The organism is Bradyrhizobium elkanii USDA 76, assembly GCF_023278185.1.
Lineage (GTDB): Bacteria > Pseudomonadota > Alphaproteobacteria > Rhizobiales > Xanthobacteraceae > Bradyrhizobium > Bradyrhizobium elkanii.
In genome coordinates this window covers 1,123,003-1,148,759 of sequence record NZ_CP066356.1, presented here as the reverse complement: position 1 = coordinate 1,148,759, position 25,757 = coordinate 1,123,003, and the positions used below count along the sequence as shown (strand labels likewise).

The window sequence follows — 25,757 nt, the reverse complement described above, 5'->3', positions numbered from 1 at the left end:
CCCGTCCAGGCTTTTGTTTTGACGCGTTTTCTTCACGCGAACCGGTATCCACGTCGCTCGAAAACGCTCTGTTCGGAGTTGATGATGTCCCGCCCCGTGCCGAACCCCGGCATCCTCGATATTGCGCCCTACACGCCCGGCAAGAGCCCGGTGCCGGAACCGGGCCGCAAGGTGTTCAAGCTGTCCGCCAACGAGACGCCGTTCGGTCCGTCTCCGAAGGCGATCGCGGCCTACAAGGCCGCGGCTGACCATCTCGAGGACTATCCGGAGGGCACCTCGCGCGTGCTGCGCGAGGCGATCGGCCGCGCCTATGGGCTCGATCCCGACCGCATCATCTGCGGCGCCGGCTCCGACGAGATCCTCAATCTCTTGGCGCACACCTATCTCGCCCCCGGCGACGAGGCGATCTCGACCACCCACGGCTTCCTGGTCTACCCGATCGCCACCATGGCGAACGGCGCCAGGAACGTGATCGCGGCCGAGACCAATTTCACCGCCGACGTCGATGCCATCCTCAAGGTGGTGACGCCGAAGACAAAACTGGTCTGGCTCGCCAACCCGAACAATCCGACCGGCACCTACATCCCGTTCGACGAGGTCAAGCGCCTGCGCGCCGCGCTGCCGTCGCATGTGCTGCTGGTGCTCGATGCCGCCTATGCCGACTACGTCTCGCGCAACGACTATGAGCTCGGCATCGAGCTGGTCGCCACCACGGACAACACGGTGGTGACGCACACCTTCTCGAAGATCCACGGCCTTGCGGCGCTGCGGGTCGGCTGGATGTTCGGGCCGGCGCATATCGTCGATGCCTGCAACCGCATCCGCGGTCCGTTCAACGTCACAACCCCTGCGATGCTGGCGGCGGTGGCGGCGATCGAGGACACGGCGCATGTGCAGATGTCGCGGACCCACACCGAACAATGGCGCAACTGGCTGACCGAGGAGATCGGCAAGCTCGGGCTGAAGGTGACGCCGAGCGTCGCCAATTTCGTGCTGATCCATTTCCCGACCGACAAGGGCAAGACCGCGGCGGAAGCCGACGCCTATCTCACGCGGCGCGGCCTCGTGCTGCGCGCACTCAACAATTACAAGCTGCCGCATGCGCTGCGCATGACTATTGGCACCGAGGAAGCCAACCGCCTCGTGGTCGAGGGGCTGCGCGACTTCCTGGCCGGAAAGTGACATCGTGACCACCGCTCCGCTCTTCAAACGCATCGCCCTCGTCGGCTTCGGCCTGATCGGCGGCTCGATCGCGCGCGGCGCGCGCGCGCAAGGGCTGGTCGGCGAGATCGTGACCACCGCGCGCTCGGAGAAGACGCGTGCCCGCGTCGCCGAGCTCGGCATCGTCGATCGCGTCGTCGAGACCAACATCGAGGCGGTGAAGGATGCCGACCTCGTCATCCTCTGCATCCCGGTCGGCGCCTGCGGCCTGGTCGCCGCCGAGATCGCCGGACATCTCAAGCCCGGCGCCATCATCTCCGACGTCGGCTCGGTGAAGGGCGCCGTCGTCAAGGACATGGCGCCGCATCTGCCTGACGGCGTCCACTTCGTCCCGGCGCATCCGGTGGCCGGCACCGAGCATTCGGGGCCGGATTCCGGCTTCGCCGAGCTGTTCATCAACCGCTGGTGCATCCTCACCCCGCCCGAAGGCACCGATCCCGCGGCGACCGACCGGTTGCGCACGTTCTGGGCCGCGCTCGGCGCCAAGGTCGAGATCATGACGCCCGACCATCATGACCTCGTGCTCGCGATCACCAGCCATCTGCCGCATCTGATCGCCTACACCATCGTCGGCACCGCCGACGAGCTGGCGCAGGTGACGGAATCCGAGGTCATCAAGTTCTCCGCCGGCGGCTTCCGCGACTTCACCCGCATCGCGGCTTCGGACCCGACGATGTGGCGCGACGTATTCCTCGCCAACAAGGACGCCGTGCTCGAGATGCTCGGCACCTTCAACGAGGATCTGTCGAAGCTGACCCGCGCGATCCGGCGCGGCGACGGCGAAGCGCTGTTCGACCACTTCACCCGCACCCGCGCCATCCGCCGCGGCATCGTCGAGACCGGCCAGGACTCCGCCGCGCCCGACTTCGGCCGCCCGCATGCGAATTTGAAGAAGTAGCCGGGGCGACTTCTCTCCATTCGTCGTCCCGGCCTAGTGCGCAATTGCGCACGGGGCCCGGGACCCATACTCCGCGGCGGGTGTGGTTGACGGGACTCGTCGTCCCAGCATCGCGCAACAATGACCAGCGGTGGTTCGGGTTGTTTTGTCGCAGTTCCTGTTGTCATTCCCGAGCAGCCCGAAGAGCTGTAAGCTGGCGCGTCGCCGATGACAGGGAGCGATCAGATGATACTCAACCCGGATCATGTGACAATCGCGGTGGCAGATGCCGGCCCGGCGATCGCGTTCTTCGCACTGCTTGGCTTCAAGAAGACTCACGTCGCGACCATCGACGGCGGCGTTCCCGCCCGGTACATGGGCATGCCGGCCATGAAAGCGCAGCACATCACCCTCGCGCTGGAAGGAGCGGATTTTGAGATCCAGCTGCTTCAGTTCGACACGCCCCCAGGGACCGATCCGGGGGTGCATCCGACCAATCTGCGAAAGCTGGGCTTCAACCACCTCGCCTTCCGCGTCGACGACATCGAGGCGGCCACCGCGCACCTGGTGGCCAACGGTGTCACCCTGCTGAGCGACGAGATGGACTACATCAGCCGGAAGCTCCGGCTGTTCGAGGGTCCCGAGGGCATCACCTTCGAGTTGGTGGAGCGGGACGCCTGAGACTACGCTGGCCAGGGCTCTTGCATTGCCCCAGGGACACCCCCCAAGGCTGCCCCGATGGCTAGCCCGGGCCGGTACCTCGCCCCATTATCACGAGACCTCAGGCGCGCTATCATCCGGCCATTCTTTGGACAAGACTGAAGCGAGTGCTGGAGGCTGATCGCCCCTGACGGATAGCCGAGTCGGTACTCTTGGGTGACATTGGACGGAAAGGGATACGTCAATGAACTCCACACCCACCCCGGACCCAGTTGGATCGAGCGATAGCCTGAGCGCGCGCGCCGACGAAAGACTCGCGGAAGCCCACAGGCAGATTGCGCGCGCCGATGAAGAGCTCACGCGTTTGAGTGAACAGCTCGCAAGAATGGAGCGCGATGCCGCGCCCCGCCCTTCGGCGCAGCCAAACCCGCCCTCGGTCGGACCTCACCCTGCTTCTTCCGCGCCGAGTCCTGCTTCTTCCGGACCTGCCTCGCAATCGCCGCCCGGAAGACCGATATTCCGAGCCCTCACCGCCTTGTCGGTGGCAGCATGTATCGTTGTCGCTGGCCTGGCGTTGCAATCGTCATATGGCGGGGAAGCCAAGCTGCTTGTCGCCCGTTGGGCGCCGCAGCTCGTTTCAACTCGAGCATTGCCGCCGGATGATCCGCAGCTTCCGGCGCAGCCCGCTCCACCTGCCGTTCAGGTCGCCGCGGCAGACGCCGCTCCGCCCCAAGCGACGCCATTGCCTCAGACCGCACCACCGCAGGACGCCGCGCCGACAGCCAACACAGCCCTTCCCGATCAGACGCAGCTGCTGCAAACGATCGCACGCGACCTTGCAAATGTTGAGCGAAACATCGAACAACTAAAGGCGAACCAGCAACAGCTGGCCCGCGAGAGCTCCAAAGCCATTGAGGAACTCAAGGCGAGCCAGGAAGAGATGAAACGGGCGCTCGCGAAGGTTTCCGAGCAGAAGGCGTCACCGCCTCCGGCGCAGCCGGCTCCGGCCGTGCGCAAGCCCGAGCGGACGTCTATGCCGCCATACGCAAGGGCGCGGCCTCGAATCCCAAGGGAGTGGTTCTACGACGAATGGTGACCGTCGATGCAGCCGTCCTTCAGCTCCGGATCGCGTTAGGCCGGCGGCAGGCCGAGTGACTGCGCGGCCTCCATCCAGACCGGCAATTCGCGCTGATACAGCGCATTGCTGTCCTTGAAGCCGATCGCGGGCTCCAGCACGAAGGTCGCGAGGACCTCCTTCACCTTCGGGTCGCTATTGGCGGCGACGCAAATCTCCGACAGCCGATCGACGATCGGCTGCGGCGTCGTCTTCGGCAGCGCCCAGCCCGAGAAGCCGCTCACGGTGAAGAACTTCGACGTCGCGCCCTGCTCGGGCAGCGTCCTGATCTCGGGGATCGCGTCGACCTTCTTCGAGTGAACTCCGAAGACGACGCCCCGGTTGCTCTGCAGCACGGTTTGCGCGGCGGTGTAGCTGCCCATCGCGACATCGAGCGTGCCTTCCGCGAGCCCGGTCCACATCGGTGCCTCGCCGCGATAGTGGATCGGCTCGATGGTGAGGCCATACTGCTTGTTGAGCTCGTTGATCGTCATGTGCGGCGCGGAGCCCGCGCTGTAGGTGCCGAAATTCACCTTGCCGCTGCTGCGCGCATAGGCGACGAATTCCGCCAGTGTCTTGACCCCCAATTTCGGGCTCGCGACCAGCAGCAGCCCGGCGCCCGGGATCACGCTGACCAGCGTCAGATCCTTGTCCATGTCGTAGCCGGGGTTCTTCATCATCGCGCGGTTCATCACGTAAGTGGTCGAGATCGAGCACAGGATGGTGTGACCGTCAGGCGCGGCGCGCGCCACCTCGGCGGCGCCGATCGAGCCGGAGGCGCCCGCCTTGTTCTCGATGACGACGGTTTGCCCGACTTGCCTTGCGATGAATTCGCCGAAGGCGCGTGCCAAAAGATCGGTCTGCCCGCCGGCCGGATAGCTGCAGATCATGCGGATTTGCCGCGAGGGCCAGGCGGCCTGCGCCGAAGCGCCGCGTGACAGGAAGGGCATCGCGGCACCGGCAGCTCCGGCAGCGATGACGTGACGGCGGCTGAATGTCGCTGGCATTGAAGTCCCTCCCCGATTTCTTGGTGAGGGTATCGCATCGGTCAGTCGCAGCTACGGGACAGATTGGCGCAGCGGGGCCGCAGGTCTGCGACCGTGCTCACCGCCTCAATCGTTGATCCCGGATTGGCCCGTCGACATCGCGGCGGCCTTCTGCACCGGCCGCTGACGGCCGACGAGGCCGGCGGTTGCCAGCATGATGCCGCCGCCGAACCACCAGGAGCCGATCACGAACTCCCAGGCGCGCGGCGGAATCTCGTCGAACACGATGCCGTAGACCGACACCAGTGCAGCCAGCGCGGCGAGGAAGATGCCGCCCGCGCTCATGAGCTCGACGGCGTCGATGCGCCCCGTGCCGCGCATCGCGGGCTTGGGAATATCGATGCCGAGATAGAAGCCGGCGGCGCCGATCACGATCGCCGTCGCGATGAAGATCAGCGTGCCGAAGACAGCGACATGGCCCTTGGCAAGCTGGGCGGCGACGAAAGTGCCGGCCATGGCACCGGCCATCGCCAGCCCGGTCCGCTGCAGCACATGCGCGGCGCGGCTGACCACCATCAATTCGCGCGCGATCACGGCCCTCTGCTTCGGTCTGGTCACGATCCTCATCTGACACCTCCCTTTCCAGAAGCGACATCGGTTCTGGCCGCATCGGAATCAATGTTCACCGCGCGCGAAGCCATCATGGTCACTACCGACTTCCCCTCATCGTGAGGAGCCCGCGCTTGCGGGCGTCTCGAAGGATGCAGGCCATGGACCGGGCCTCATGGTTCGAGACGCGCTTCGCGCTCCTCACCATGAGGGTCTTGCGACACGGAGGACTAGAACGGGTAGTAGCGGATCTGGGTCATGACGATGTGATCGTCGGTCTTGGGCGCGCCGCCGACACCCTGGAAGGCGAAGCGCTGGGTGTAGGAATATTGCGCGCCGGCCTTGATGGTGCCGTAGGAGCCCTTGAAGATCGTGTCGTAGAAGCCCGCGGTGTACTGCCTCACCTCCGAAGTGTTGCCGTTACAGGTCGCAGCCGGCGAGTTCTCGATGTTGCAGCCGAGGTTGTTGTAGAGCGGATTGCCGTAGCCGAACGGCACCGTGCCGACATTGGAGAAGGTCGCCTTGGTCTTTTCGAGCCCGGCATAGGCGTAGAGATCGAGCGACGGCGTCGTGTGCCAGACCGAGCCGACCAGGAAGGCCGTGATCGGCAGCGGCTGGATCGAGCCGTCCTGGCGCACGGTTGCATCCGGGAATGGCGTTGCGGTGAAGCGGCCCAGCGCGCCATAGGAGGCGGAAGCCTGCACCTCGAGCAGCTTCGGCACGATCTCGGCCGAGAGATGGCCGCCGAAGCTCACCGTGTTGACGTCGTGATTGGCGAAGTTGAAGCGATCATAGAAGTCGCGGTAGAGCGCCCACGCCTCGACATGCAGCTTGTAGGGCCCGAGCCGCGGATCCCACGCGCCCTTCACGGTGATGTCAGGAACGTGGTTGAGGCTGACATTATTCAGGCTGTTGAAGAAGCTGCCGCCCGGGCCGGTGAGATTGACCAGCAGGTTCGGATTGAGCACACCCTGCGGGCCGACCGCCGGCGTGCCGACCAGCGGGTTGTTGCCGCCGAAAAAGGATGTCTGCGGGTTCTCCGCCGAGACCGCGAGCTTGAACTCCGGCCCGATATCCTGCCAGGCCCGGACGCCCGGTTGACGCGCGCCGATGAAGCCCGGCACCAGTTCGAAATCGATCACGCCCGGCGTATCGGCGCCTCGCGGATCGATGCCCGCCTTGCTCGGCGTGTTCAGCGACCATGATTGGCCGGCGAGGACATGCAGGCCGAGATCGCTGCGGTCGATCTCGATGCTGGCCTGCCGCAGCCGCGGATTGAACGAATTGGTCGCGACCGAATTGGCGGTCTGCGCAGCGCCCTCGAAATCGAGCTCGCCATAGCCGGCGACGTGAACGTTCTCCGTGGCGTTGGCTTCGGCGAGCACCGAGAAGCGGGTCTGGCGCGCGGTGAAGCGCGACTCGCCGGTGTTGTAGTTCTTGCTCTGCGGGAACGGGATGAAATTGTAGACCGAGCCCGAATCGGAGGCGAGGTTGCGGCTGCGATAGATGCCGGTGAGATCGACCCAGCCGCCGAAGGTGAAGGTGACGCCCTTGTAGCAGAGCTTGCCCGATGCGCAGGGATCGAACGGCACCGGCGCCTTCGCCGTCATCTGCGCGTTCTGAATTGCGTTCTGTCTCGCGGCCAGCGCCTCCTCCTTGCGCGCCTGCGTCTCCATTTTCTGCTCGAGTTGCTTGAGCCGTGTCTTCAGCGCACGCAGCTCGGACGCATCGTCCTCCGCCAACGCCGGACCCGCCGACAGCAGCATGCTGCCGAGCAGAATTCCCCCGAGAATTCGCATCGCTTCTCCTCCACACGAGGTTGTTTCCTCAGGCGAGAGAGAGCGGTATTCGGGGAGTGATATTCGCGCCGGGGCGCATTATTCCGGTCACGTTTTTCTCATCGCGACGGCGGGAATAGACCGCGGTGATCGACGATAACGCGCGCGAGCAACGCTCAGGGTGGAGGCGTAACAACACCGGTCGCGATTTCGAATTGTATTCGGGCGATGGTTTTCAACCTGCCTCGGACATTGGATCGACGGAGGACTGCAACATGATCGGTGAAGTCATTGTCGTTGGCGACTTGAAGTTACGGGAGAACGCCGCGCTCGACGAATACAACCGGCTGGGCGAACGCATGTACGACATTGTCAGCCGCCTTCCGGGATTCGTGTCGGTCAAATCATTCAAGGCGGAGGATGGCGAGGAGCTCACCTTGTTTCGCTTTGCTTCGGAGGAGGCGCTCGAAGCCTGGCGCAATCACCCCGACCATGTCAAAACCATGAAGCGGGGACACGCCGAGTTCTATGCCAGCGGCTTCCTGCAGATCTGCAAGGTGATCCGCGAGGTCGGCCCGTTTGAGCACGCCTGACAGTGCGTGGGCGAGTTCGCGTCAGCGCAATCCGCCGTGGTTCAGAACAACGGCGGGATCTGCGCGACTTTCAGCGGGCCCAAGAACACCGCGCCGTCGGCGAAGCGCAGCGGGAAGCTGCGCGCCTTCTTGCCTTCGAGCGTGGCCTCGGTGCCGAGTGAATTGATGCCGGCGGAAATGCCGGCATTGGCGTTCTGCTTGATCACCTTGCCGAGGCCGGGGATGGCGCGATCCAGCGCGCCGAAGAGATTGCTGAGGTCCTGGCTCTTCACGCCCGGCGCGACGCGATCGAGCGTCGACTGCGGCACGCCTTCCTCCAGCATCTTGTCGATGCCGAGCGCGGGGATGACGCGTTCGAGGCCGGCGACCGTCATCTGCAATTCGCCCTCGATGCGGCCTTGCGCGTTGAGGCGCAGCGTGCCGGCGGCGACCGACAGCACATCGCCCTGTTCGATCCGCGACTGCTGGATCTCGACGCTGCCGCCGGCCGCCTGGATCTCGCGGAAGCGATCCGGCCAGGGTTTTGGCGAGAAATCCTTCAGGCCGTTGAGCCGCGCATGGATGTCGGCGTTGAACGGCTGGGCCAGCAGCGGATGCACGTCCTGCAAGGTGCCGCCGGCAATCTGCAGCACGGTCTCGATCGCGGGACTGTCCGGCGCCGAGCCGTCGACCTGCCTGCCGTGCAGCTCGATGTGATTGACCCGCGCCAGCGGCGCCGGCGTGGCACCGCCGGTGCGGTCGATGGCGAGATCGTCGAACACCAGCGAGGCGCGCTGCGGCACGGCCGGCAGCCCGACGACGCTGCTGCGTCCCTTGCTCCAGCTCACGGACAGCGTCGGCTGCGCGCCGCGTTCGGCGATCGTGGCCGGGCCCTTGAATTCGGCGATCACGAGCTTGGGATCGTAGACCTGCGCCACAACCAGGATCTCGGCGAGCCGCGCCACGAACGCCATTTGCGGCGAGGCGGTCTGCGAGACCAGCATCACGCTCGGATCGGTGCAGCGGACCTCGAACCGGAACGGGTAACCCGCCACCGAACGATCGCCGCAATCATAGACCCGGCCGGCCTTCGCCTCCTGCGCGCGCCAGGCATCGGCCTGCACGCCGACCTGCGAGGCGGCGAAGAACCAGAAGGCGCTCCACGCGACCGCGGCAATCAGGACCGCGACGGGGACGGCATAAAGGCCGAAGCGCGAGCGGCGGCGGGGGGCGGAGGTCTGATCCGACATGCAGGTCCTTTGGCGGGCGAATTTGTCAAAATCTAAGCGGTCGCGAGCCTTGAACAAGCCCCGAGCAACCCTTGAGCGAGCCTTCAGCAAGCCTTGAGCAAGCCTTGGAAACATCACGGAATCTGCTTCGCTTCGACGGCCCGTTCTGCTAGCCCATCAGCGCGATGTCAGCAAATCCTCCCCATTCCGAAACCGACGGCGACCTCTGGGTGTTCGGCTATGGCTCGCTGATGTGGAAGCCGGGCTTCGAGTTCCTGGAACAGGTGCCGGCGCGGCTGATCGGCGAGCATCGCGCGCTCTGCGTCTATTCGTTCGACCACCGCGGCACGCCGGAGAAGCCAGGCCTGGTGCTCGGGCTCGACCGCGGCGGCGCCTGCCGCGGCATCGCGTTCCGCGTCGCCGCCCGCCTGCGCCACGACACCATCGCCTATTTGCGCGGACGCGAGCAGACCACCAACGTCTATCGCGAGGTGATGCGCTCGGTGTGGCTGGAGAATGCGGCGCGCGAGCGCGTCTCTGCGCTGGCCTATGTGGTCGATCGCGGCCATGTGCAATATGCCGGGCGGCTGTCGCTCGCCGAGCAGCAGCGCCTGGTGCTGCAGGGCCATGGCCGCTCCGGCAACAACCGCGACTATGTGCTCTCGACCGTGGCCTCGATCGAGAAGCAGGGCTTTCGCGACACACAGCTGCACCAGTTGGCGACAATGCTGCACGATGCGCATCCGGCTCGCCATCCGCTGCAAGATGTCCGGGATGCGTAGGGCTGCAGCGCATCCGGCAAATCACGGCGGCGGTATGGCGCCGCCCTGTGACATTTAGGCTTTTGCATCCCGGCGCGGACGGATAGAAGCTCATCCGCAAACAGCGCTCGCAAATTCGATGAACCTCTCCGCCCCCTTTGTCCGACGGCCGGTCGGCACCACACTGCTGTCGCTTGGCCTCGTGGTGGCGGGCATCATTGCGTTCTTCAAGCTGCCGGTGTCGCCGCTGCCTGACGTCGACATCCCGACCATCATGGTGCAGGCGACGCTGCCAGGCGCCAGCCCGGCCGACGTCGCCTCTACGGTGGCGAGCCCGCTCGAACGCCATCTCGGCCAGATCGCCAGCGTCACCGAAATGACGTCGGTGTCTTCGCTCGGCTCCGCCCGTATCACGCTGCAATTCGACATCGACCGCGACATCAACGGCGCCGCGCGCGACGTGCAGGCGGCGATCAACGCGGCGCGCGCCGACCTGCCGACCAACCTGCGCGCCAACCCCACCTACCGCAAGTTCAACCCGGCCTCGGCGCCGATCCTGATCTACACCTTGACCTCGGACACGCTGACACCGGCCGAGCTGTATGACGCCGCCTCCACCGTGCTGGCGCAAAAGCTGTCGCAGGTCGAGGGCGTCGGCGAAGTCTCGGTCGGCGGCGGCTCGCTGCCGGCGGTGCGCGTCGAACTGATCCCGCCGGCGCTCTACAAATACGGCATCGGGCTCGAGGACGTCCGCGCCGCGCTCTCGAGCGCCAATGCGCACAGTCCGAAGGGCGGCATCGACGTCGGCAACCAGAGCTACCAGATCTACGCCAACGACCAGGCCCGCAAGGCGGCCGACTACAGGCCGCTGGTCGTCGCCTACCGCAACGGCGCGGCGGTGCGCCTGACCGACGTCGGCGACGTGATCGATTCCGTCGAGAACGTGCGCACGCTCGGCCTTTCCAACGGCAAGCCGGCCGTCGTGATGATCGTGTACCGGCAGCCAGGCGCCAACATCATCAAGATGGTCGACAGCGTCAAAGGGCTGATGCCGCAACTGAAGGCCTCGGTCTCGCCCGCGGTCGACGTCACGCTGGCGATGGACCGCTCGAAGACGATCCGGGCCTCGCTGCACGACGTCGAGATCACGCTGTTGATCGCGGTGGCGCTGGTCATCCTGGTGGTGTTCGCCTTCCTGCGCAATGCGCGGGCGACGCTGGTCCCTGTGGTGGCGGTCGGCGTGTCGCTGATCGCGACCTTCGCCGTGATGTATTTGCTCGGCTACACGCTCGACATCTTCTCGCTGATGGCGCTGACGGTGGCGACCGGCTTCGTGGTCGACGACGCCATCGTGGTGCTGGAGAACATCACCCGCCACATGGACGCCGGACTGTCGCGGCTCGAAGCCACGCTGGTCGGCACCCGCGAGGTCGGCTTCACCGTGCTGTCGATGAGCGTGTCGCTGGTCGCGGTGTTCGTGCCGATCCTCTTGATGGGCGGCCTGGTCGGCCGCCTGTTCCGCGAATTCGCCATGACCATCACGATCGCGATCGTGATCTCGCTGGTGGTCTCGCTGACCACGACGCCGATGATGTGCGCGGTGCTGCTGCGCAAGGAAGAGGGCCGGCCGCATGGCCGGATTTACCGGATCAGCGAGCGCATCTTCGAGCTGATGCTGAACGGCTATCGCGCGACGCTCGGCCTCGCGCTACGCCATCCGCTCCTGGTGATGCTGATCCTCGGCTCGACGCTCTATTTGAACTTCCACCTCTACAAGGTGGTGCCCAAGGGCTTCGTGCCGCAGCAGGACACCGGATTGCTGGTCGGCTCGATCCAGGCCGACCAGAGCACCTCGTTCCAGCTGATGCAGCAGAAGCTGACCCAGTTCATCGACATCGTGAAGTCGGATCCGGCGGTCGACACCGCGGTCGGCTTCACCGGCGGCGGCGGCGTGGGTCCGGGCGGCACCAACACCGGCACCGTGTTCGCCTCGCTGAAGCCGATGGACGAGCGCCGGCTGCGCGCCGACAAGGTGATCGAGCGGCTGCGCGAACCGTTGGCGAGCGTCGCGGGCGCCACCCTGTTCCTGCAATCGATCGGCGACCTCGGCGCCGGCGGGCGCTCGGGCAACGCGGCGTATCAGTACACGCTGAAGGGCTCGACCTTCGAGGAGCTGAACGAGTGGACGCCAAAGCTCGTCGCGGCATTGCAGAAGGAGCCGACGCTCGCCGACGTCAACAGCGACCAGCAGAACAAGGCGCTGCAGGCCAATCTGATCATCGATCGCGACGCCGCCTCCCGGCTCGGCATCACGGTCAGCCAGCTCGACAACACGCTCTATGACGCGTTCGGGCAGCGCCAGGTCTCGACCATCTTCGTCGCGCGCAACCAGTATCACGTGATCATGGAGGTCGCGCCGCGCTTCTCGCAGGACCCGCAGACCCTGAAGGAGGTCTACATCTCGACCTCGGGCGGCTCGGCGAGCGGCACGCAGGGCACCAACGCGGTGGCCGGCACGGTGGCCTCGTCCTCGCAAAAAAGCTCGGTCAGCGCGGTCGCCGCCAATGTGGTGCGCAACCAGGCCACCAATTCGATCGGCGCCACCGGCAAGGGCGTCGCATCGACCGGAACCGCGGTCTCCACCAGCGCGGAGACCATGATCCCGCTGTCGAGCGTTGCGCGCTTCGAGCACGGCGAGACGCCGCTCTCAGTCAACCACCAGGATCTCCTGGTCTCCAGCACCATCTCGTTCAACCTGCCGCCGGGCGTCTCGCTGAGCACGGCGACCACCACGATCGAGAACGCGATGCACGCGCTCGGCATGCCCGCGGGCATTTCCGGCGGGTTTGCGGGCTCCGCGAAAATCTTCCAGCAGGCTCTGGCGAACGAGCTGTTCCTGATCCTCGCCGCGCTGGCGACGATCTACATCTCGCTCGGCATGCTCTACGAGAGCTACATCCACCCGCTGACCATCCTCTCCACCCTTCCCTCGGCCGGCGTCGGCGCGGTGGCCGCCTTGATGCTGTCGCACACCGATTTCGACATCATCGGCATGATCGGGGTGATCCTGTTGGTCGGCATCGTGAAGAAGAACGCCATCATGATGATCGACTTCGCGCTCGATGCCGAGCGCCAGCGCGGGCTGTCGTCGCGCGATGCGATCTACGAGGCCTGCCTGATGCGGTTCCGGCCGATCATGATGACGACCCTCGCCGCCTTGTTCGGCGCGGTGCCGCTGATGATCGGCCTCGGCGAAGGCAGCGAGCTGCGCCAGCCGCTCGGCATCGCGATCTTCGGCGGGCTGATCCTGAGCCAGATCCTGACGCTCTACACGACGCCGGTGGTCTATCTCTATCTCGACCGCGCGCGGCTATGGACCCAGCGCCGCCGCGCCGCGCGCCGCGCACGCCGGGCAGCAGCACGCGCGTCCTGACTAGGCCGTGCACTCACGAATCCGCAACGCGTGTGCGGGGTAGCATGGACGACTCTCATAGGGAGGGGAATGACGAGGTTCGACGAACGTCAGCTCTCGCGGTGCATCGCGCGTGGTTCTCGTCATTCCCGATGAGATCAGGCTCGGGTGCTCGGCACGGGCGTGTTGAGCAACTGTTGCTCCCACAGAAACGCGATGCCGCTGCCGCCGGCATGCTGCGTGACCACCTCCGTCAGTTTGGCGGCCTGTTCGGTCCGGGCCCAGTCGCGCTGCCATTCTGCCGCCACGGCCAGCCAGGTCATCATGTTAGCGCCGGCCGCGATCATGCGCTGGATGGCGACCTCGTGCGCCTCGACCGACACGGCGCCCGACGCATCGGTGACCACCGTCACGTCCCAGCCTTCGCCGAGCGCCTGGATCGCCGGCATCGCGACACACACCTCGGTCCATAGGCCCGCGATGACAAGCTGCTTGCGGCCGGTAGCCTTGACCGCATCCACCACCTTCCGGTCCTGCCAGGTGTTGATGAACGTACGGTCGATCACCTTCTGGCCGGGAAACACATCCGTAATCTGGGGGAAGAGCAGTCCGCCTCGTTCCGCGACCACGCTCGTCAGGATCGTGGGGACATCGAAGGCCCTGGCGGCCTTCGCCAAGCCCGCCGTATTGTTGATCACCATCTGCGGTTCGTGGCTGTTCACGTTCGCAAGCTGGTAAGGCTGATGGTCGATCAGAACGAGCACCGAGTCTTCAGGGCGAAGAAGCGAAGCAAGCCCGTTACGAAAGCTCATGAATACATCCTCTGTTGTGGTGAGACATGCGCCGCATGCGGCGCCGTGCCCGGACACTTGTCATTCCCCTTTGTGATACGATAGCGCCCTATTGTGCCAAGCTGTGTCGCAAAATGGGGAACGCTGAGTTGGACATCGAAGACGTGATTGCATTCGTCGAAGTTGCCGATGCTGGTGGCGTCTCGGCCGCCGCGCGCCGGCTCGGCGTTTCGAAGTCGATCGTCAGCCGGCGGCTGATCCGGCTTGAGGCGGAACTAGGCGTCCAACTTCTTGCAAGAACCACCCGTGGCGCCGCTCTCACAGAAGCCGGGAACACATTTCGAGATCATGCAGCCAGAGTCCGCGCCGAAATCGATGCGGCCAAGGAAACAATCCTGCCTGGCGGAGACCTAAGTGGCCGCTTGCGCATTGCTGTGCCGCTTTCTTTCGGACCCACCCACTTCGCCCCCATACTCGCGGAAATGGCGCGACGCTACCCGCAGCTTCACATCTATACCGCCTACAGCGATCGCTTCGTCGATCTTATTGCCGAGGGATTTGATTGCGCCATCCGGGTTGGTTATCTTCCAGACTCCAACCTGATCGCGAGACGCGTCGGACCGATCTACGGGAAGCTTGTCGCGAGCCCGGATTATATCGAGGCGCACGGTGCCCCGGAGACGCTGGACGAACTCAGCGCCCATGAAGCGCTGATGCAGGGTACCGAAACCTGGCAACTCATGGACGGCGACGAAATCGTCACGGTTCATCCGCGGGGGCGCTTCAAGGCCGACAACGGCACAGCCCTCGCCGTCGCCGCCGCGGCAGGGCTCGGCGTCGCCTGGCTCCCCGATTGCGTCATCCATGAATACTTGGCATCCGGCGCGCTGGTTCCGGTGATGACACGCCATCCACCACCTTCGGCAGGTGCATACGTCGTTCGCCCGCCGGGCCAACATCCCTCACGGAAGGTACGAGCCCTCACTGACTTGTTGATCGAGCGTCTCGAAGAGAAGCCGCCCCTTGCGTGAGCCGCCCCTGTCCGAATGATCCATCGATCACGAAAGAAACGACGTATGCCGAGCGGGCTTGGGCCGCAGAGGACATGCGGTCCGGAAATCCGCTTCGCACTTTTCCGGGTCATGCTTCGCCGGTCGTTGACAGACCCGCGCCGATCTTGCCACCCTGCCGCGAGGTGGCAGACGCAAGGAACCCAGCTGTGACTCCCGCACCTGAACTCGCCGCGTCGCGCTGGTTCAACACCAGCGAACCGCTGACCCTGGCCGCACTGCGCGGCCGGCCGGTGCTGCTGCACGCGTTCCAGATGCTGTGCCCCGGCTGCGTCGCGCACGGCACGCCGCAGACCCAGCGCGCGTTCGAGCTGTTCAAGCATTCGGACCTGCAGGTGATCGGGCTGCACACCGTATTCGAGCACCACGCGGCGATGACGGAGGTGTCGCTGGAAGCCTTCATCCACGAGTACCGGCTGACCTTCCCGATCGGCGTCGACGAAGCAGGCGAAGGCACGCCGATCCCGGTCACCATGCAGCGCTACGGCATGCAGGGAACGCCGACCAGCATCCTGATCGGCCGCGACGGCAACATCGTGCATCAAGGCTTCGGACAGCAGAGCGACATGGCGCTCGGCGCGATCATCGCGGCCGAGCTTGCCGCGCCGCATGGCCGATAGCGGCCCGCCCCGGCTGCAACCCGGCTCACGCGACTGCGTTATGACGGCGTCGCGCAATGCGTGATAGCGTTCCGCCAACCAGAACCATCGCCTTGCGGGAGGATGTCATGAAAACCTATCAGCTCTACATCAACGGCCAGTATCTCGACTCCGCCAATGGCGAATGGTTCGACAGCATCGATCCCTATCGCGGCGAGGCCTGGGCGAAGATTCCGCGCGGCACGGCCGCCGACGCCGACAAGGCGGTGAAAGCCGCCAACGAGGCGATGTGGAACGGCCCGTGGGCGAAGATGACGGCGTCCGCGCGCGGCAAGGCGATGCGCAAGCTCGGCGACCTCGTCGCGGCCAATGCCGAGCGCCTTGCCGAGATCGAGGTACGCGACAACGGCAAGCTGATGGCCGAAATGCTCGGCCAGCTGCGCTACCATCCGGAGTGGTGGTGGTATTTCGGCGGGCTCGTCGACAAGCTCGAGGGCGGCCTGGTACCGATCGACAAGGCGGACACCTTCGCCTACACGACGCATGAGCCGGTCGGCGTGGTCGCGGCGCTGACCGCCTGGAATTCGCCGCTGCTGTTCGTGGCCTGGAAATGCGCCGCCGCGCTCGCCGCCGGTTGCGCCGTGGTCGTCAAGCCGTCGGAATTCACCTCGGCCAGCACGCTGGAATTCGCCGCGCTGACCAAGGAAGCCGGAATTCCCGACGGCATCTTCAATGTGGTGACCGGCTTCGGTCCCGAGGCGGGCTCCGCGCTGATCGCCCATCCCGGCGTCGCCAAGATCACCTTCACCGGATCGGACACGACCGGCGCAAAAGTCTACGAGACCGCGGCCAAGAGCCTGAAGCGCGTCTCGCTCGAGCTCGGCGGCAAATCGCCCAACATCGTGTTCGAGGACGCCGACCTCACCGCCGCCGCGGCCGGCGCGATCTCCGGCATCTTCGCCGCCACGGGGCAGACCTGCATCGCCGGATCGCGCCTTCTGGTGCAAAGCTCGATCAAGGAGAAATTCGTCGCGCGCGTGCTGGAGCTGGCAAAGTCCGCGAAGATCGGCGATCCGATGCAGTCCGACACCAATGTCGGCCCGATCACGACGCCGGCGCAATACAAGAAGGTGCTCGACTATATCGATATCGCCAAGGCCGAAGGCGCGCGCTGCCTGCTCGGCGGCAAGCCGGCCACTGGCGATGGCATCAGGGGCGGCCAGTTCGTCGAGCCGACCATCTTCACCGACGTCGACAACACCATGCGGATCGCGCGCGAGGAGGTGTTCGGGCCGGTGCTGTCGATCATCTCCTTCGACACCGAGGAGGACGCCATCCGGATCGCCAACGACACGATCTACGGCCTTGCCGCCGGCATCTGGACCAAGGATCTCGCGCGCGCCATCCGCGTGCCGAAGCAACTGCGCGCCGGCACCGTGTGGGTGAACACCTACCGGGCCATCAGCTACATGATGCCGTTCGGCGGCATGAAGCACTCCGGCGTCGGCCGCGAAAGCGGCATCGACGCGGTCCGCGAATATCAGGAGACCAAGAGCGTCTGGATCTCGACCGCGACGGACGTGCCGGCGAACCCGTTCGTGATGCGGTGAGCTTTCCGCACTGACGTCGCTTGGTTCACCTTTCCCGGACGGACAGAGGTACGGCGGCACCCGCGTGCCAAGCGGCCGCACTTGACGTGCAGCGCGGAGCAGCGATCATGAGTGCCCACGGCACACACCGAAGAGTGTGGCCGATACTTGGGGAGATTCGCCATGACGTTTCGTTACTCGCGCGCAGTGTTCTGCGCGCTCATGCTCGCCGCCGCCCAGCCTGCCCTCGCCGACAAGAAATACGGCCCCGGCGTCACCGATACCGAAGTGAAGATCGGCCAAACCATGCCCTATAGCGGCCCGGCGTCCGCCTACGGCACCCAGGGGCGCATGGAAGAAGCCTACTACGCGATGATCAACGCGAAGGGCGGCGTGAACGGCCGAAAGATCAAGCTGATTTCACTCGACGACGCCTATTCGCCGCCGAAGACCGTGGAGCAGACGCGACGCCTCGTGGAACAGGACGAGGTGCTGGCCATCATCGGCACCATTGGCACGCCGACCAATTCAGCGATCCAGAAGTATCTGAACCAGAAGAAGGTCCCGCAGATCTTCATTTCGACGGGCGCGGCAAAATGGGACGACCCGAAGAACTTCCCGTGGACCACCCAGCTCTATCCGCCCTACCAGATGGAGGGTATGATCTTCGCCAAATACCTGTTGAAGAACAAGCCCGACGCGAAGCTCGGCGTGTTCTCCCAGAACGACGATGCCGGAAAGGATTACGTCAAGGGGCTGAAGGATGGCCTCGGCGACAAGGCGAAGACGATGATCGTCAAGGAGGTGACCTACGAGGTCTCCGATCCCACCGTCGACTCGCAGATCGTTTCCCTGAAAGCATCCGGCGCCGACACGCTGTTCACGATGGCGACGCCGAAGTTCGGCGCGCAGGCGATCCGCAAGGTCTACGAGCTCGGATGGAAGCCGCTGAATTACGTGGTCAGCGTCTCCTCATCGATCAAGGGCGTGATGGAGCCGGCCGGCATCGAAGCCTCGAAGGGACTGTTGACCGCGCTCGCGTTCAAGACGCCCACCGATCCGAGCTGGGAAAACGCAGCCGACGTGAAGGAGTTCAAGGAGTTCCTGGCAAAGTGGTACCCGCAAGGCGACATCGCCGACGGCAGCAACGTCACCGGCTACATCTCGGCCTATATGACGGTGAAAATCATCGAGATGTGCGGCGACGACCTGACGCGCGAGAACCTGCTGAAGCAGGCGACCAATCTCAACAAGGTCGTCGCGCCGCTGCTCCTGCCCGGCATCGCCATCTCGACACGGCCGGACCGCTATGCGCCGTTCACCCAGATGCAGATCGCGACGTTCGACGGCAAGAGCTGGGTGCCGCAAGGCGAGACCTTCAACACCGACGCGGCGGCCGGTCAGTGATGGCGACGCCATTCGCGATACGGTAACTCACCGCATCGCGGCCTACCCTTTCGCCGCGTTCGGCACACCGCCGAACAATCTCGCCTGCTCGGCGCGGCCGGCCTCGACGATGCGGGTGGTGGCGGTTTCGATCGCCTCGCGCAGGCGGGTCATGAACTCATCGCGCGGCAATCCCGGCGGCAGCGGATCGAGGAATTCGACCACCAGCGTGCCGGGATAACGCATGAAGGTGCGGCGCGGCCAGAACAGCCCGGAATTGAGCGCGATCGGCAGGCACGGCACGCCGCTCTCGGCATAAATCTGCGCGACGCCGGCCTTGTAGTTCGGCGCCGCACCGGGTGCGGTGCGGGTACCCTCGGGGAAGATCACAAGCTGGCGGCCGAGCTTCACCTCGGCCGCCGCGCGCTTCAGCGTCTTGATCAGCGAACGCGGACCACCGCCACGCTCGACCGAGATCATGCCGACCTTCTTGAGATACCAGCCGAACACCGGGATCATCATCAGCTCGCGCTTCAGGATGAACAGCGGATGCTCGAAGAAGCGCACCAGCGCGAACGTCTCCCAGAACGACTGGTGCTTCGAGGCGACGATCAGCGGCCCGCTCGGAATCTTATCGACGCCGCGGAACTCGATCCTGATGTTGCAGATCACGCGCATCAGGAACAGGCTGGTGTTGGCCCACGCGACCTCGATCGCCATCAGCGCGCCGCGCGGCAACAGCAGCGCCGGCAGTGCGATGATGCAAAGCACCACCAGCACGAGATAGAACAGCACGTTGAAGATCAGCGAACGCAGGAAGATCATCTAAGTCCCAGTACTAATTCGCCAGCGCCGTAGCCGGGCGGCGTGGCGGCGTTGCCGGCTGCTCGGCGAGATCGGAGGTCAGGTCGAGGCCGAGATCGGCCAGCCGCACCCGCATCTCCGCGGCGACATATTTGGCGTATTCCGATAGCAAGAGACGGAACGTTCCGCCACTCGTCCACCACGGCTCGTCGCGCCATTTGTCGCCGACCACCGCGAACGGGATCAGTGTGACGTCGGGCATCGCATGTGACAGTTCCACGAGCGCCCGCGGCATGTGGTAGTTCGAGGTCACCACGATCAGCGACTTGAAGCCGCGCTCGCGCGCCCAACGCCGGGTCTCCGCCGCATTGCTGCGGGTGTTGACCGCCGAGCGGTCGAGATCGACGCAACAGCGCATCAGCCCCTGACTGTCCGGAACCGTGCGGGAAATGTCGTGGGCGTCGTTGGTCGGATGCACGCCCGAGATCAGCAGGCGCTTGCCGTAGCCGGCAGCGAGCAGCTCCATCGCATCCGACACCCGCGACGAGCCGCCGGTCAGCACCACGATGCCGTCGGCATTGTGCGGCGGATCGGTCTCGACGCCGCGCAATTGCGAGAGGAAGCCGACAAAGCCGACCGCCGCGGCGACGAAGGCAAGCGCCAGCGGCGCGACGATGGCGGCGCGCAGCCAGCCGCGCGGGCGCGCAGCAAAGCCATTCGGCGACGTATCGTCGGACTGCAAACTCATGTGATGCGGTTATCCTTCCCCCCGGGCGATTTTAAAGCATGATCCGGAAAAGTGGAAACCGGTTTTCCCGCCCGCCAGGGCCGTGTGCATGCGCGCGAAATCAAACCTGGGCGACGGAATGCGATCACGAGGCGGCGCCATGATTTCGAATTTTCGCGGCGCCGTCAGTCGATGTCGTCGAGCGTGGCAAACAGGGTGCGCCGCGATGCCCAGGCGGTGATCGCCGCGATCAGCACCGCCTGCATCGCCAGCACCAGATAGCCCGACGGGCGCAGCGAGAACGTGCCGAGCAGGGCCGCGAACTGGTCGCCCACCGGCGTGCCGGAGAACCAGTTGGCGATCGACTCGGAGAAGCCGAACGCCAGCATCGCCGCACCGCCGCCGATCAGGCCGCCTTCGAGGCCGAGCCGAAGGAAATGCCGCAGGAAGCGGTTGGCGATAAAGCTGTCGCCGGCGCCGACGAAATGCAGCACCTCGACGATCGGGCGGTTGGCGGCCATCGCGCCGCGGGTCGCGAACGACACCGAGATGATGGTGGCGATGATCACGAGGATGAGGATGCCGACGCCGGCGAACATCGTGGCGCCCGTCATCGAGCGCATGCGCTCGATCCAGGCGCGGTGATCGTCGACGCTTGCGGTCGGCGCCGCCTGCGTCACCCGCGCGCGTAAGCCGGCAAGATCGAGCGTGGTGCCGGGCTGCACCCGCGCCACGATGACGCGCGGCACCGGCAGTTCATCGATCGAGAGCCCGCTCCCGAGCCATGGCTCCAGCAGCTTGGCGGATTCTTCCTTGCTGAACGGACGGACCTCTAGAATGCCGGGCTGCGCCCGCATCGCCTCCACCGCGGCCTGCGCGTCGCGATCGAGGTCGCGGCCCGGCGACGGGCGCACCTGGATGGTGATCTCGCTCGACACTTCCGACTGCCATTCGGCGGCCGACGCGCTGACCAGCAGCACGGTGCCGGTCGTCAGCGAGGCGAGGAAGGTCATGATCGCGACGACCGCGACCAGCGCACGGCCCGAGATCGAGGCGCGCGGCACGATCGGCGACATGTTGCGCGCGGTGGCCGGGACCTGCGGGCGTTCGCGCCCGAGATCGACCAACGGCACTTTCTCGTCGCCGCTCCTATTCATAGATGTGCAGCCGTCCCTGATGCAGCACCAGCCGCCGCGCCTCGTATTGATCCATCAGCGTGATGTCGTGGGTCGCGATAATGACCGCGGTGCCGGATTTGTTCAGCTCGATGAACAGCCGCAGCAGACGGCGCCCGAGCGTCGGATCGACGCTGCCGGTCGGCTCGTCCGCCAACAGCAACTGCGGCCGCGAGATCACCGCGCGCGCGATCGCGGCGCGCTGCTTCTCGCCGCCCGAGAGGATCGGCGGCAGCGCGTCCATGCGCTCGCCGAGGCCGACCCATTTCAAGAGATCGATCACCTCGCGGCGATAGCTCGATTCCTCGCGGCCCATCACGCGGAACGGCAGCGCGACATTCTCATAGGTGGTCATGTGATCGAGCAGGCGAAAATCCTGCAGCACGATGCCGATCCGCTTGCGCAGGTCGGCGACCTGATCCTTGCTCAGCAGCGAGACGTCCTTGCCGAACAGATTGACCAGCCCGCGGGTCGGCCGCAACGACAGGAACAGGAGCCGCAGCAGCGAGGTCTTGCCCGCGCCCGACGGCCCGGTGAGGAACTGGAACGAGTGCGCCGGGATCATGAACGAGAGGTCGCGCAAAATCTCCGGGCCGAGCCCGTAGCGCAGACCGACATTTTCGAACCGAACCAATGCGCTAGCTCCGTTCGAGAGGGCCGATGGCCCAATACCCCACACCGACGGCGAAGACGGCCCGAACCCCGGCCGAGCGCCCGCGAACCGCACAGAAAGCTTGTGCTTCGGTTATGGTTTCCGATTCGTTAACGGTCGCTAAGTAGCATCCGGGCATCCACACGGTGGAGATTCGGCCTCCATGCATATTGTCTGCCCGCATTGTACAACATCCTACGCCATCAATCCGGCCACCCTTGGCCAGGCCGGACGTACCGTCCGTTGTTCCCGTTGCCGGGAGGTCTGGCTGGCCCGGCCGGAGGACGCCATCGGGGCGACCGCGCCCACTCTGGCCTATCAGTCTGCCGGCTCCGACCTCGCCGCCGAATGGGAGGCCATCGGCCGGGAGGAGGCTGAGGCGACCCCGGTGGTCGAGAGCCCCTCGATTTCGGCCGATTTGCCCACCGAGGGCAGCGACGCCGACACGGAATGGCCGGCGCTGGCCGAGGCGGATGCCGCGGCCCATGCCGACGTCGGGGGCGCCGGAACCAGGGGCCGCTTCCGCCTGCCCCGGCTTCCCCGCCTGTTCCGCCTGCCTGCCGTACCCCGAATTCCGTTCATGCCCGTGATCGGCGCCCTGCCGACCACCTGCGGCGCCATGGCGGCGCTGATCATCGCCCTGTTCGTCTGGCGCAACGACGTGGTGCGGCTGCTGCCGCAGACCGCGTTGTTCTACAAGATGGCCGGGCTCGACGTGAATTTGCGCGGGCTCGCCTTCAAGGACCTCAAGATCACCAACGAGACCGTAGACGGCAAGCCGGTGCTGGTGATCGAGGGCATGATCGTCGGCCAGACCAGGAAGCCGGTCGAATTGCCGCGGCTGCGCTTCTCGGTCCGCGACGCCCAGGGCGCCGAAATCTATGCCTGGAACGCCGTGCTGGAGCAGCCGGTGCTCAATCCTGGCGAGCGGGCCTTCTTCAAGTCGCGCCTCGCCTCGCCGCCGCCCGAAGGCCGCAATATCGACGTACGCTTCTTCAACAAGCGTGATCTCACCGGCGGCCGCGCGTGAGCCGCCGGCCAGCTCTATCGGGAACCGACCAATCACCATGACGCGTGTTCTGATCGCCGACGACGAAGACTCGATGCGCTCGCTGGTGGCGCGCGCCATCGCCATGGACGGCCACGAAACCGTGACCGCGCAGGACGGCGCCGAGGCGCTGGAGGTGCTGACGCGCGACGAAGGCGCGTTCGACCTTCTGCTTACCGACATCCAGATGCCCGTGATGGACGGCATCGCGCTGGCGCTGACCGCGGCGCGCGACTTCCCTGCGCTGAAGATCCTGCTGATGACCGGCTTCGCCCATCAGCGCGAACGCGCCTCCGGCCTCGAGGCGATCGTGCATGACGTGGTAACGAAACCGTTCTCGGTGGCCGATGTCCGCACCGCGGTCGCGGACGCGCTGGCGGCGCGGAAGGCCGGCTAGGGTTACGAGCTCAACTCGGAAAGCATGCCCGGGCGGTCAGCGTCACCGGGGACAGATTGAGAAATTGCGCAAATTGAAATGCATAACTCGCGCTGACCACGTTGCCGCAGGCTGACGTGGAATAGGTGAATGTCTGCGCCGGAAGCGTTAGGCCGAACGCCTGCTGCGCGGCGTAATTCGTGATGGCGCTGCCGCTCGGACAGAGCGTGCTGTTGACGGTCGCGCAACGTGCCGCCATTTCCGTGCCGTGCTGCAGCCCGAGCTGGGTCCAGAACAGCAGTCCGAATTCGATGATGCCAAATATGAACAGGAAGAACACGGGGGCGGTCAGGGCGAATTCCAGCGCCGAGGCCCCTCGATTGTCCCGCCATAGCGTTGTGAGTCTCACTGCAGCCTCGCAGTGGACTGGGCGCTATAGGTGTATGAGGCCGCCACGATCTGATAATTGATCAGCGTGTAGTAGGTCCCTTGCGCCGAAACCATGGCGTATGTTCCGGCCTGCGCGCCGCTGGCGCAGACCGCACCGCAACTGACGGTGCTGACCCCCGAGCTGGTCGGACATCCGCAAAACTGGTACGGCTTGGGCGAAGCGCTGATGGCTGTGGAATTCGTGGCGGCTGTCACGGCGCCGGTAACGCCAGTCTCGTCAAAGCCGCGCACGATGGCGTATTGCGCTCCCGCCTGCGCGGCATTCTCCACCTGCATCTTGCGATAGAGCGCGAGTCCGATGTCGGTCACCGAGACGACCATCAGGGACAGCAACGGGATCATGATGCCGAATTCGATGGCCGCGACGCCGCGTCTGTCGTGAACGGCGGCGCTCATGCGCCGTGTCAGAGAGCAAAGCAACCCGCCGTGGCGCGTGGGTGAGGATTTCTGGATTTGCATCGGGGCCAACCTCATTCGATGAGTTGCGCGGTTTGCGAGCCGATCGTCGCGGTGCCGAGCGCCGAACAATTGACCTGAAGGTTCGACGTGCCGCTGAACGTCAGGGTATCGGCGATGATCTTGGTGCAGGATGTGCTGGTGCCGTTACCACCACCGAAGCTGAGGTTGACCTTTGGCAGGTAGATGGCACCGCCGAAGTTCTGGGTGGCGCCACCCGTGAGATTGAAAGCGGTCCCGGCCGGCATGTTGCGGTCGCCATACATGACGATGCCCTTCGTGGAGCCCGAGGTCGGCGCCGTCAGATCGATGATCGCGTTGCTGCCGATCGAAGCCGTGCCCCACTTGCTTCCCGAGCCCGTAAAGACCAGGGTCACGCCGCTGCCCGTGATCGTGGCGTTGCCCGCGACGCTCAGGTTCGAGCCGTCCAGGTAATAAATGCCCGGATCGAGGTTCAGCGTTGCGCCGGCATTCACCGTAATGCTGCCCGAGTAGCAGCCGGGACTGAGCGAGTTCGTCTTGCCGTTGGAATTGACCGTGATCTTGGCATTCGAGCAGCTCGGCTTCGACGGCGGAGAGACGTTCGCATACGGGTCAGCCATCGGCTGCACGTGCGTCTTGACGCCGTTGGTGGCGGTGATGTTGCTGGCGCCGGAGACGTCGCCGACGACGCCGACCTGATTCGCAGAGACGGTCGCGCTGCCGGCCACGTTGAGCGATGGGCTTGCACCCGAGTTGCTGTAAAGGTTGCACTTGATCAGGTTGAGCTGGTTGCCGCCGCTCACGTTGACCGCGGGACTGGCGCTGGCGTTGAGCGCAAGCACGCAGCCCGTCCCGGAATTCGGCAGGGCGACCGCGCGCGCGGTGACCGGCACCGGGGCCGAGCCGAACAAGGCTGACAGCAGCCGCTGTTGCGGCTGGCTCACGATGACTTCGACCGCCTGCAGGTTCGACGTCTGACTGCCGGTCTTCGGCGGTTGATTCACTGTGACCGTGACGTTGTTCGCCCCGTTCGCGTAACCGTAGTTTGCCGTGACCGCATTGGCTTCGGACAAAAGGTCGGCGCCTGCACTTGCCGCCGTTGCGGCGCTTACCGCGCCGGAGTCGGCGGCACTCTGCATGTTCTTATGTTTGTAGTACCACCATCCCACTTCGGTACCGAGCCCTGCCGTGCCGACCAGGACCGGCATGAGCAGCGCTGAAATGATGACATAGCTACCCGACTGGTCTCGACCGAATTGTCGAACCAAGCTGGTCTTATGTTGGTGCCGGCGAGTAATACCCAATGGCCGACTTGACGATGCAATGAATAAACGGCTGTGCCTCATGTGCTCTCCTGAGACGCTTGCCAATTTTCAGAAGTACGGTGACGCAAGCGACTTAAATGCGCGCCAACGGGAACCCGACAATTTTAA

Annotated in this window: 25 protein-coding genes; 13 read left to right on the top strand and 12 right to left on the bottom strand. The window is 65.2% G+C overall.

Features of this window, described 5'->3' with window-relative positions; genetic code table 11:
• The first annotated feature begins 84 nt into the window (after positions 1-84).
• The 4 genes from hisC to JEY66_RS05390 all read left to right on the top strand — a co-directional run bounded on the left by hisC (position 85) and on the right by JEY66_RS05390 (position 3,854).
• Entirely contained in the window at positions 85-1,182 is a 1,098-nt protein-coding gene (gene hisC / locus JEY66_RS05405; protein ID WP_026191877.1) for a histidinol-phosphate transaminase, read from the top strand.
• Positions 1,183-1,186: 4 nt separating this feature from the next.
• Positions 1,187-2,119, top strand: a complete 933-nt coding sequence (locus JEY66_RS05400) for a prephenate/arogenate dehydrogenase family protein (RefSeq protein ID WP_018268944.1) — start codon at positions 1,187-1,189, stop codon at positions 2,117-2,119.
• A 225-nt stretch (positions 2,120-2,344) separates the two neighbouring features.
• Positions 2,345-2,779, top strand: a complete 435-nt coding sequence (locus tag JEY66_RS05395) for a VOC family protein (protein ID WP_016847606.1) — start codon at positions 2,345-2,347, stop codon at positions 2,777-2,779.
• A gap of 223 nt (positions 2,780-3,002) precedes the next feature.
• On the top strand, positions 3,003-3,854 hold the full coding sequence (locus JEY66_RS05390) for an SH3 domain-containing protein (RefSeq protein WP_125459171.1): 852 nt from the start codon (positions 3,003-3,005) through the stop codon (positions 3,852-3,854).
• Between the two features lie 35 nt (positions 3,855-3,889).
• On the opposite strand, the gene JEY66_RS05385 is transcribed toward JEY66_RS05390, so the two are convergent.
• From JEY66_RS05385 to JEY66_RS05375, 3 genes are all read right to left on the bottom strand, one after another.
• Positions 3,890-4,879, bottom strand: coding sequence for a Bug family tripartite tricarboxylate transporter substrate binding protein (locus JEY66_RS05385; protein ID WP_016847608.1), 990 nt, complete (start codon positions 4,877-4,879; stop codon positions 3,890-3,892).
• A gap of 105 nt (positions 4,880-4,984) precedes the next feature.
• Positions 4,985-5,485 carry a hypothetical protein gene (locus tag JEY66_RS05380; RefSeq protein ID WP_016847609.1) on the bottom strand — a complete coding sequence of 167 codons (501 nt, stop codon included), beginning with the start codon at positions 5,483-5,485 and terminating at the stop codon, positions 4,985-4,987.
• Between the two features lie 212 nt (positions 5,486-5,697).
• Positions 5,698-7,266, bottom strand: a complete 1,569-nt coding sequence (locus tag JEY66_RS05375) for a hypothetical protein (protein ID WP_244620869.1) — start codon at positions 7,264-7,266, stop codon at positions 5,698-5,700.
• A 125-nt stretch (positions 7,267-7,391) separates the two neighbouring features.
• On the opposite strand from JEY66_RS05375, the gene JEY66_RS05370 reads away from it, so the two are divergent.
• Positions 7,392-7,838, top strand: a complete 447-nt coding sequence (locus JEY66_RS05370) for an antibiotic biosynthesis monooxygenase family protein (RefSeq protein ID WP_016847611.1) — start codon at positions 7,392-7,394, stop codon at positions 7,836-7,838.
• 41 nt (positions 7,839-7,879) lie between these two features.
• Here JEY66_RS05370 and JEY66_RS05365 read toward each other — a convergent pair whose 3' ends face one another.
• Positions 7,880-9,067 carry a DUF2125 domain-containing protein gene (locus JEY66_RS05365; protein ID WP_016847612.1) on the bottom strand — a complete coding sequence of 396 codons (1,188 nt, stop codon included), beginning with the start codon at positions 9,065-9,067 and terminating at the stop codon, positions 7,880-7,882.
• 164 nt (positions 9,068-9,231) lie between these two features.
• On the opposite strand from JEY66_RS05365, the gene JEY66_RS05360 reads away from it, so the two are divergent.
• Positions 9,232-9,828, top strand: a complete 597-nt coding sequence (locus tag JEY66_RS05360; protein WP_018268947.1) for a gamma-glutamylcyclotransferase — start codon at positions 9,232-9,234, stop codon at positions 9,826-9,828.
• Positions 9,829-9,946: 118 nt separating this feature from the next.
• Entirely contained in the window at positions 9,947-13,240 is a 3,294-nt protein-coding gene (locus tag JEY66_RS05355; protein ID WP_018268948.1) for an efflux RND transporter permease subunit, read from the top strand.
• A gap of 137 nt (positions 13,241-13,377) precedes the next feature.
• Here JEY66_RS05355 and JEY66_RS05350 read toward each other — a convergent pair whose 3' ends face one another.
• The gene (locus JEY66_RS05350) at positions 13,378-14,031 is read right to left on the bottom strand and encodes a hydrolase (RefSeq protein WP_026191879.1); all 654 of its coding nucleotides are present in this window, start codon (positions 14,029-14,031) and stop codon (positions 13,378-13,380) included.
• Between the two features lie 128 nt (positions 14,032-14,159).
• On the opposite strand from JEY66_RS05350, the gene JEY66_RS05345 reads away from it, so the two are divergent.
• From JEY66_RS05345 to JEY66_RS05330, 4 genes are all read left to right on the top strand, one after another.
• Positions 14,160-15,041 (top strand): LysR family transcriptional regulator, encoded by an 882-nt coding sequence (locus JEY66_RS05345; RefSeq protein WP_026191880.1) that lies wholly within the window; start codon positions 14,160-14,162, stop codon positions 15,039-15,041.
• A gap of 188 nt (positions 15,042-15,229) precedes the next feature.
• Positions 15,230-15,700 carry a peroxiredoxin family protein gene (locus JEY66_RS05340; RefSeq protein WP_016845311.1) on the top strand — a complete coding sequence of 157 codons (471 nt, stop codon included), beginning with the start codon at positions 15,230-15,232 and terminating at the stop codon, positions 15,698-15,700.
• Positions 15,701-15,807: 107 nt separating this feature from the next.
• On the top strand, positions 15,808-17,289 hold the full coding sequence (locus tag JEY66_RS05335) for an aldehyde dehydrogenase (protein WP_016845310.1): 1,482 nt from the start codon (positions 15,808-15,810) through the stop codon (positions 17,287-17,289).
• Positions 17,290-17,451: 162 nt separating this feature from the next.
• A complete protein-coding gene (locus JEY66_RS05330) occupies positions 17,452-18,675 on the top strand; it encodes an ABC transporter substrate-binding protein (RefSeq protein ID WP_016845309.1) in 1,224 nt (407 codons plus the stop codon).
• A 42-nt stretch (positions 18,676-18,717) separates the two neighbouring features.
• On the opposite strand, the gene JEY66_RS05325 is transcribed toward JEY66_RS05330, so the two are convergent.
• The 4 genes from JEY66_RS05325 to ftsE all read right to left on the bottom strand — a co-directional run bounded on the left by JEY66_RS05325 (position 18,718) and on the right by ftsE (position 21,994).
• Positions 18,718-19,479 (bottom strand): lysophospholipid acyltransferase family protein, encoded by a 762-nt coding sequence (locus JEY66_RS05325; protein WP_016845308.1) that lies wholly within the window; start codon positions 19,477-19,479, stop codon positions 18,718-18,720.
• Between the two features lie 13 nt (positions 19,480-19,492).
• Complete coding sequence (locus JEY66_RS05320) at positions 19,493-20,206, bottom strand: YdcF family protein (protein WP_018268951.1); 714 nt, start codon at positions 20,204-20,206, stop codon at positions 19,493-19,495.
• 164 nt (positions 20,207-20,370) lie between these two features.
• A complete protein-coding gene (locus tag JEY66_RS05315) occupies positions 20,371-21,342 on the bottom strand; it encodes a cell division protein FtsX (RefSeq protein WP_016845306.1) in 972 nt (323 codons plus the stop codon).
• Positions 21,335-21,994, bottom strand: coding sequence for a cell division ATP-binding protein FtsE (ftsE, locus tag JEY66_RS05310; protein ID WP_016845305.1), 660 nt, complete (start codon positions 21,992-21,994; stop codon positions 21,335-21,337). Before ftsE ends, JEY66_RS05315 begins: the two co-directional genes overlap by 8 nt.
• Positions 21,995-22,175: 181 nt before the next feature.
• Here ftsE and JEY66_RS05305 point away from each other — a divergent pair, with 181 nt between their 5' ends.
• Positions 22,176-23,042, top strand: a complete 867-nt coding sequence (locus JEY66_RS05305; RefSeq protein ID WP_018268952.1) for an MJ0042-type zinc finger domain-containing protein — start codon at positions 22,176-22,178, stop codon at positions 23,040-23,042.
• Between the two features lie 37 nt (positions 23,043-23,079).
• The gene (locus JEY66_RS05300; protein WP_018268953.1) at positions 23,080-23,457 is read left to right on the top strand and encodes a response regulator; all 378 of its coding nucleotides are present in this window, start codon (positions 23,080-23,082) and stop codon (positions 23,455-23,457) included.
• Positions 23,458-23,467: 10 nt separating this feature from the next.
• On the opposite strand, the gene JEY66_RS05295 is transcribed toward JEY66_RS05300, so the two are convergent.
• The 3 genes from JEY66_RS05295 to JEY66_RS05285 are packed head-to-tail and all read right to left on the bottom strand — an operon-like array spanning position 23,468 to position 25,592.
• A complete protein-coding gene (locus JEY66_RS05295) occupies positions 23,468-23,845 on the bottom strand; it encodes a TadE/TadG family type IV pilus assembly protein (protein ID WP_240536819.1) in 378 nt (125 codons plus the stop codon).
• Complete coding sequence (locus JEY66_RS05290; protein ID WP_240536818.1) at positions 23,842-24,345, bottom strand: TadE/TadG family type IV pilus assembly protein; 504 nt, start codon at positions 24,343-24,345, stop codon at positions 23,842-23,844. The genes JEY66_RS05295 and JEY66_RS05290 overlap by 4 nt, the downstream gene beginning before the upstream one ends.
• An 11-nt stretch (positions 24,346-24,356) precedes the next feature.
• Positions 24,357-25,592 carry a TadE/TadG family type IV pilus assembly protein gene (locus JEY66_RS05285; protein ID WP_244620868.1) on the bottom strand — a complete coding sequence of 412 codons (1,236 nt, stop codon included), beginning with the start codon at positions 25,590-25,592 and terminating at the stop codon, positions 24,357-24,359.
• Between the last annotated feature and the right edge of the window lie 165 nt (positions 25,593-25,757).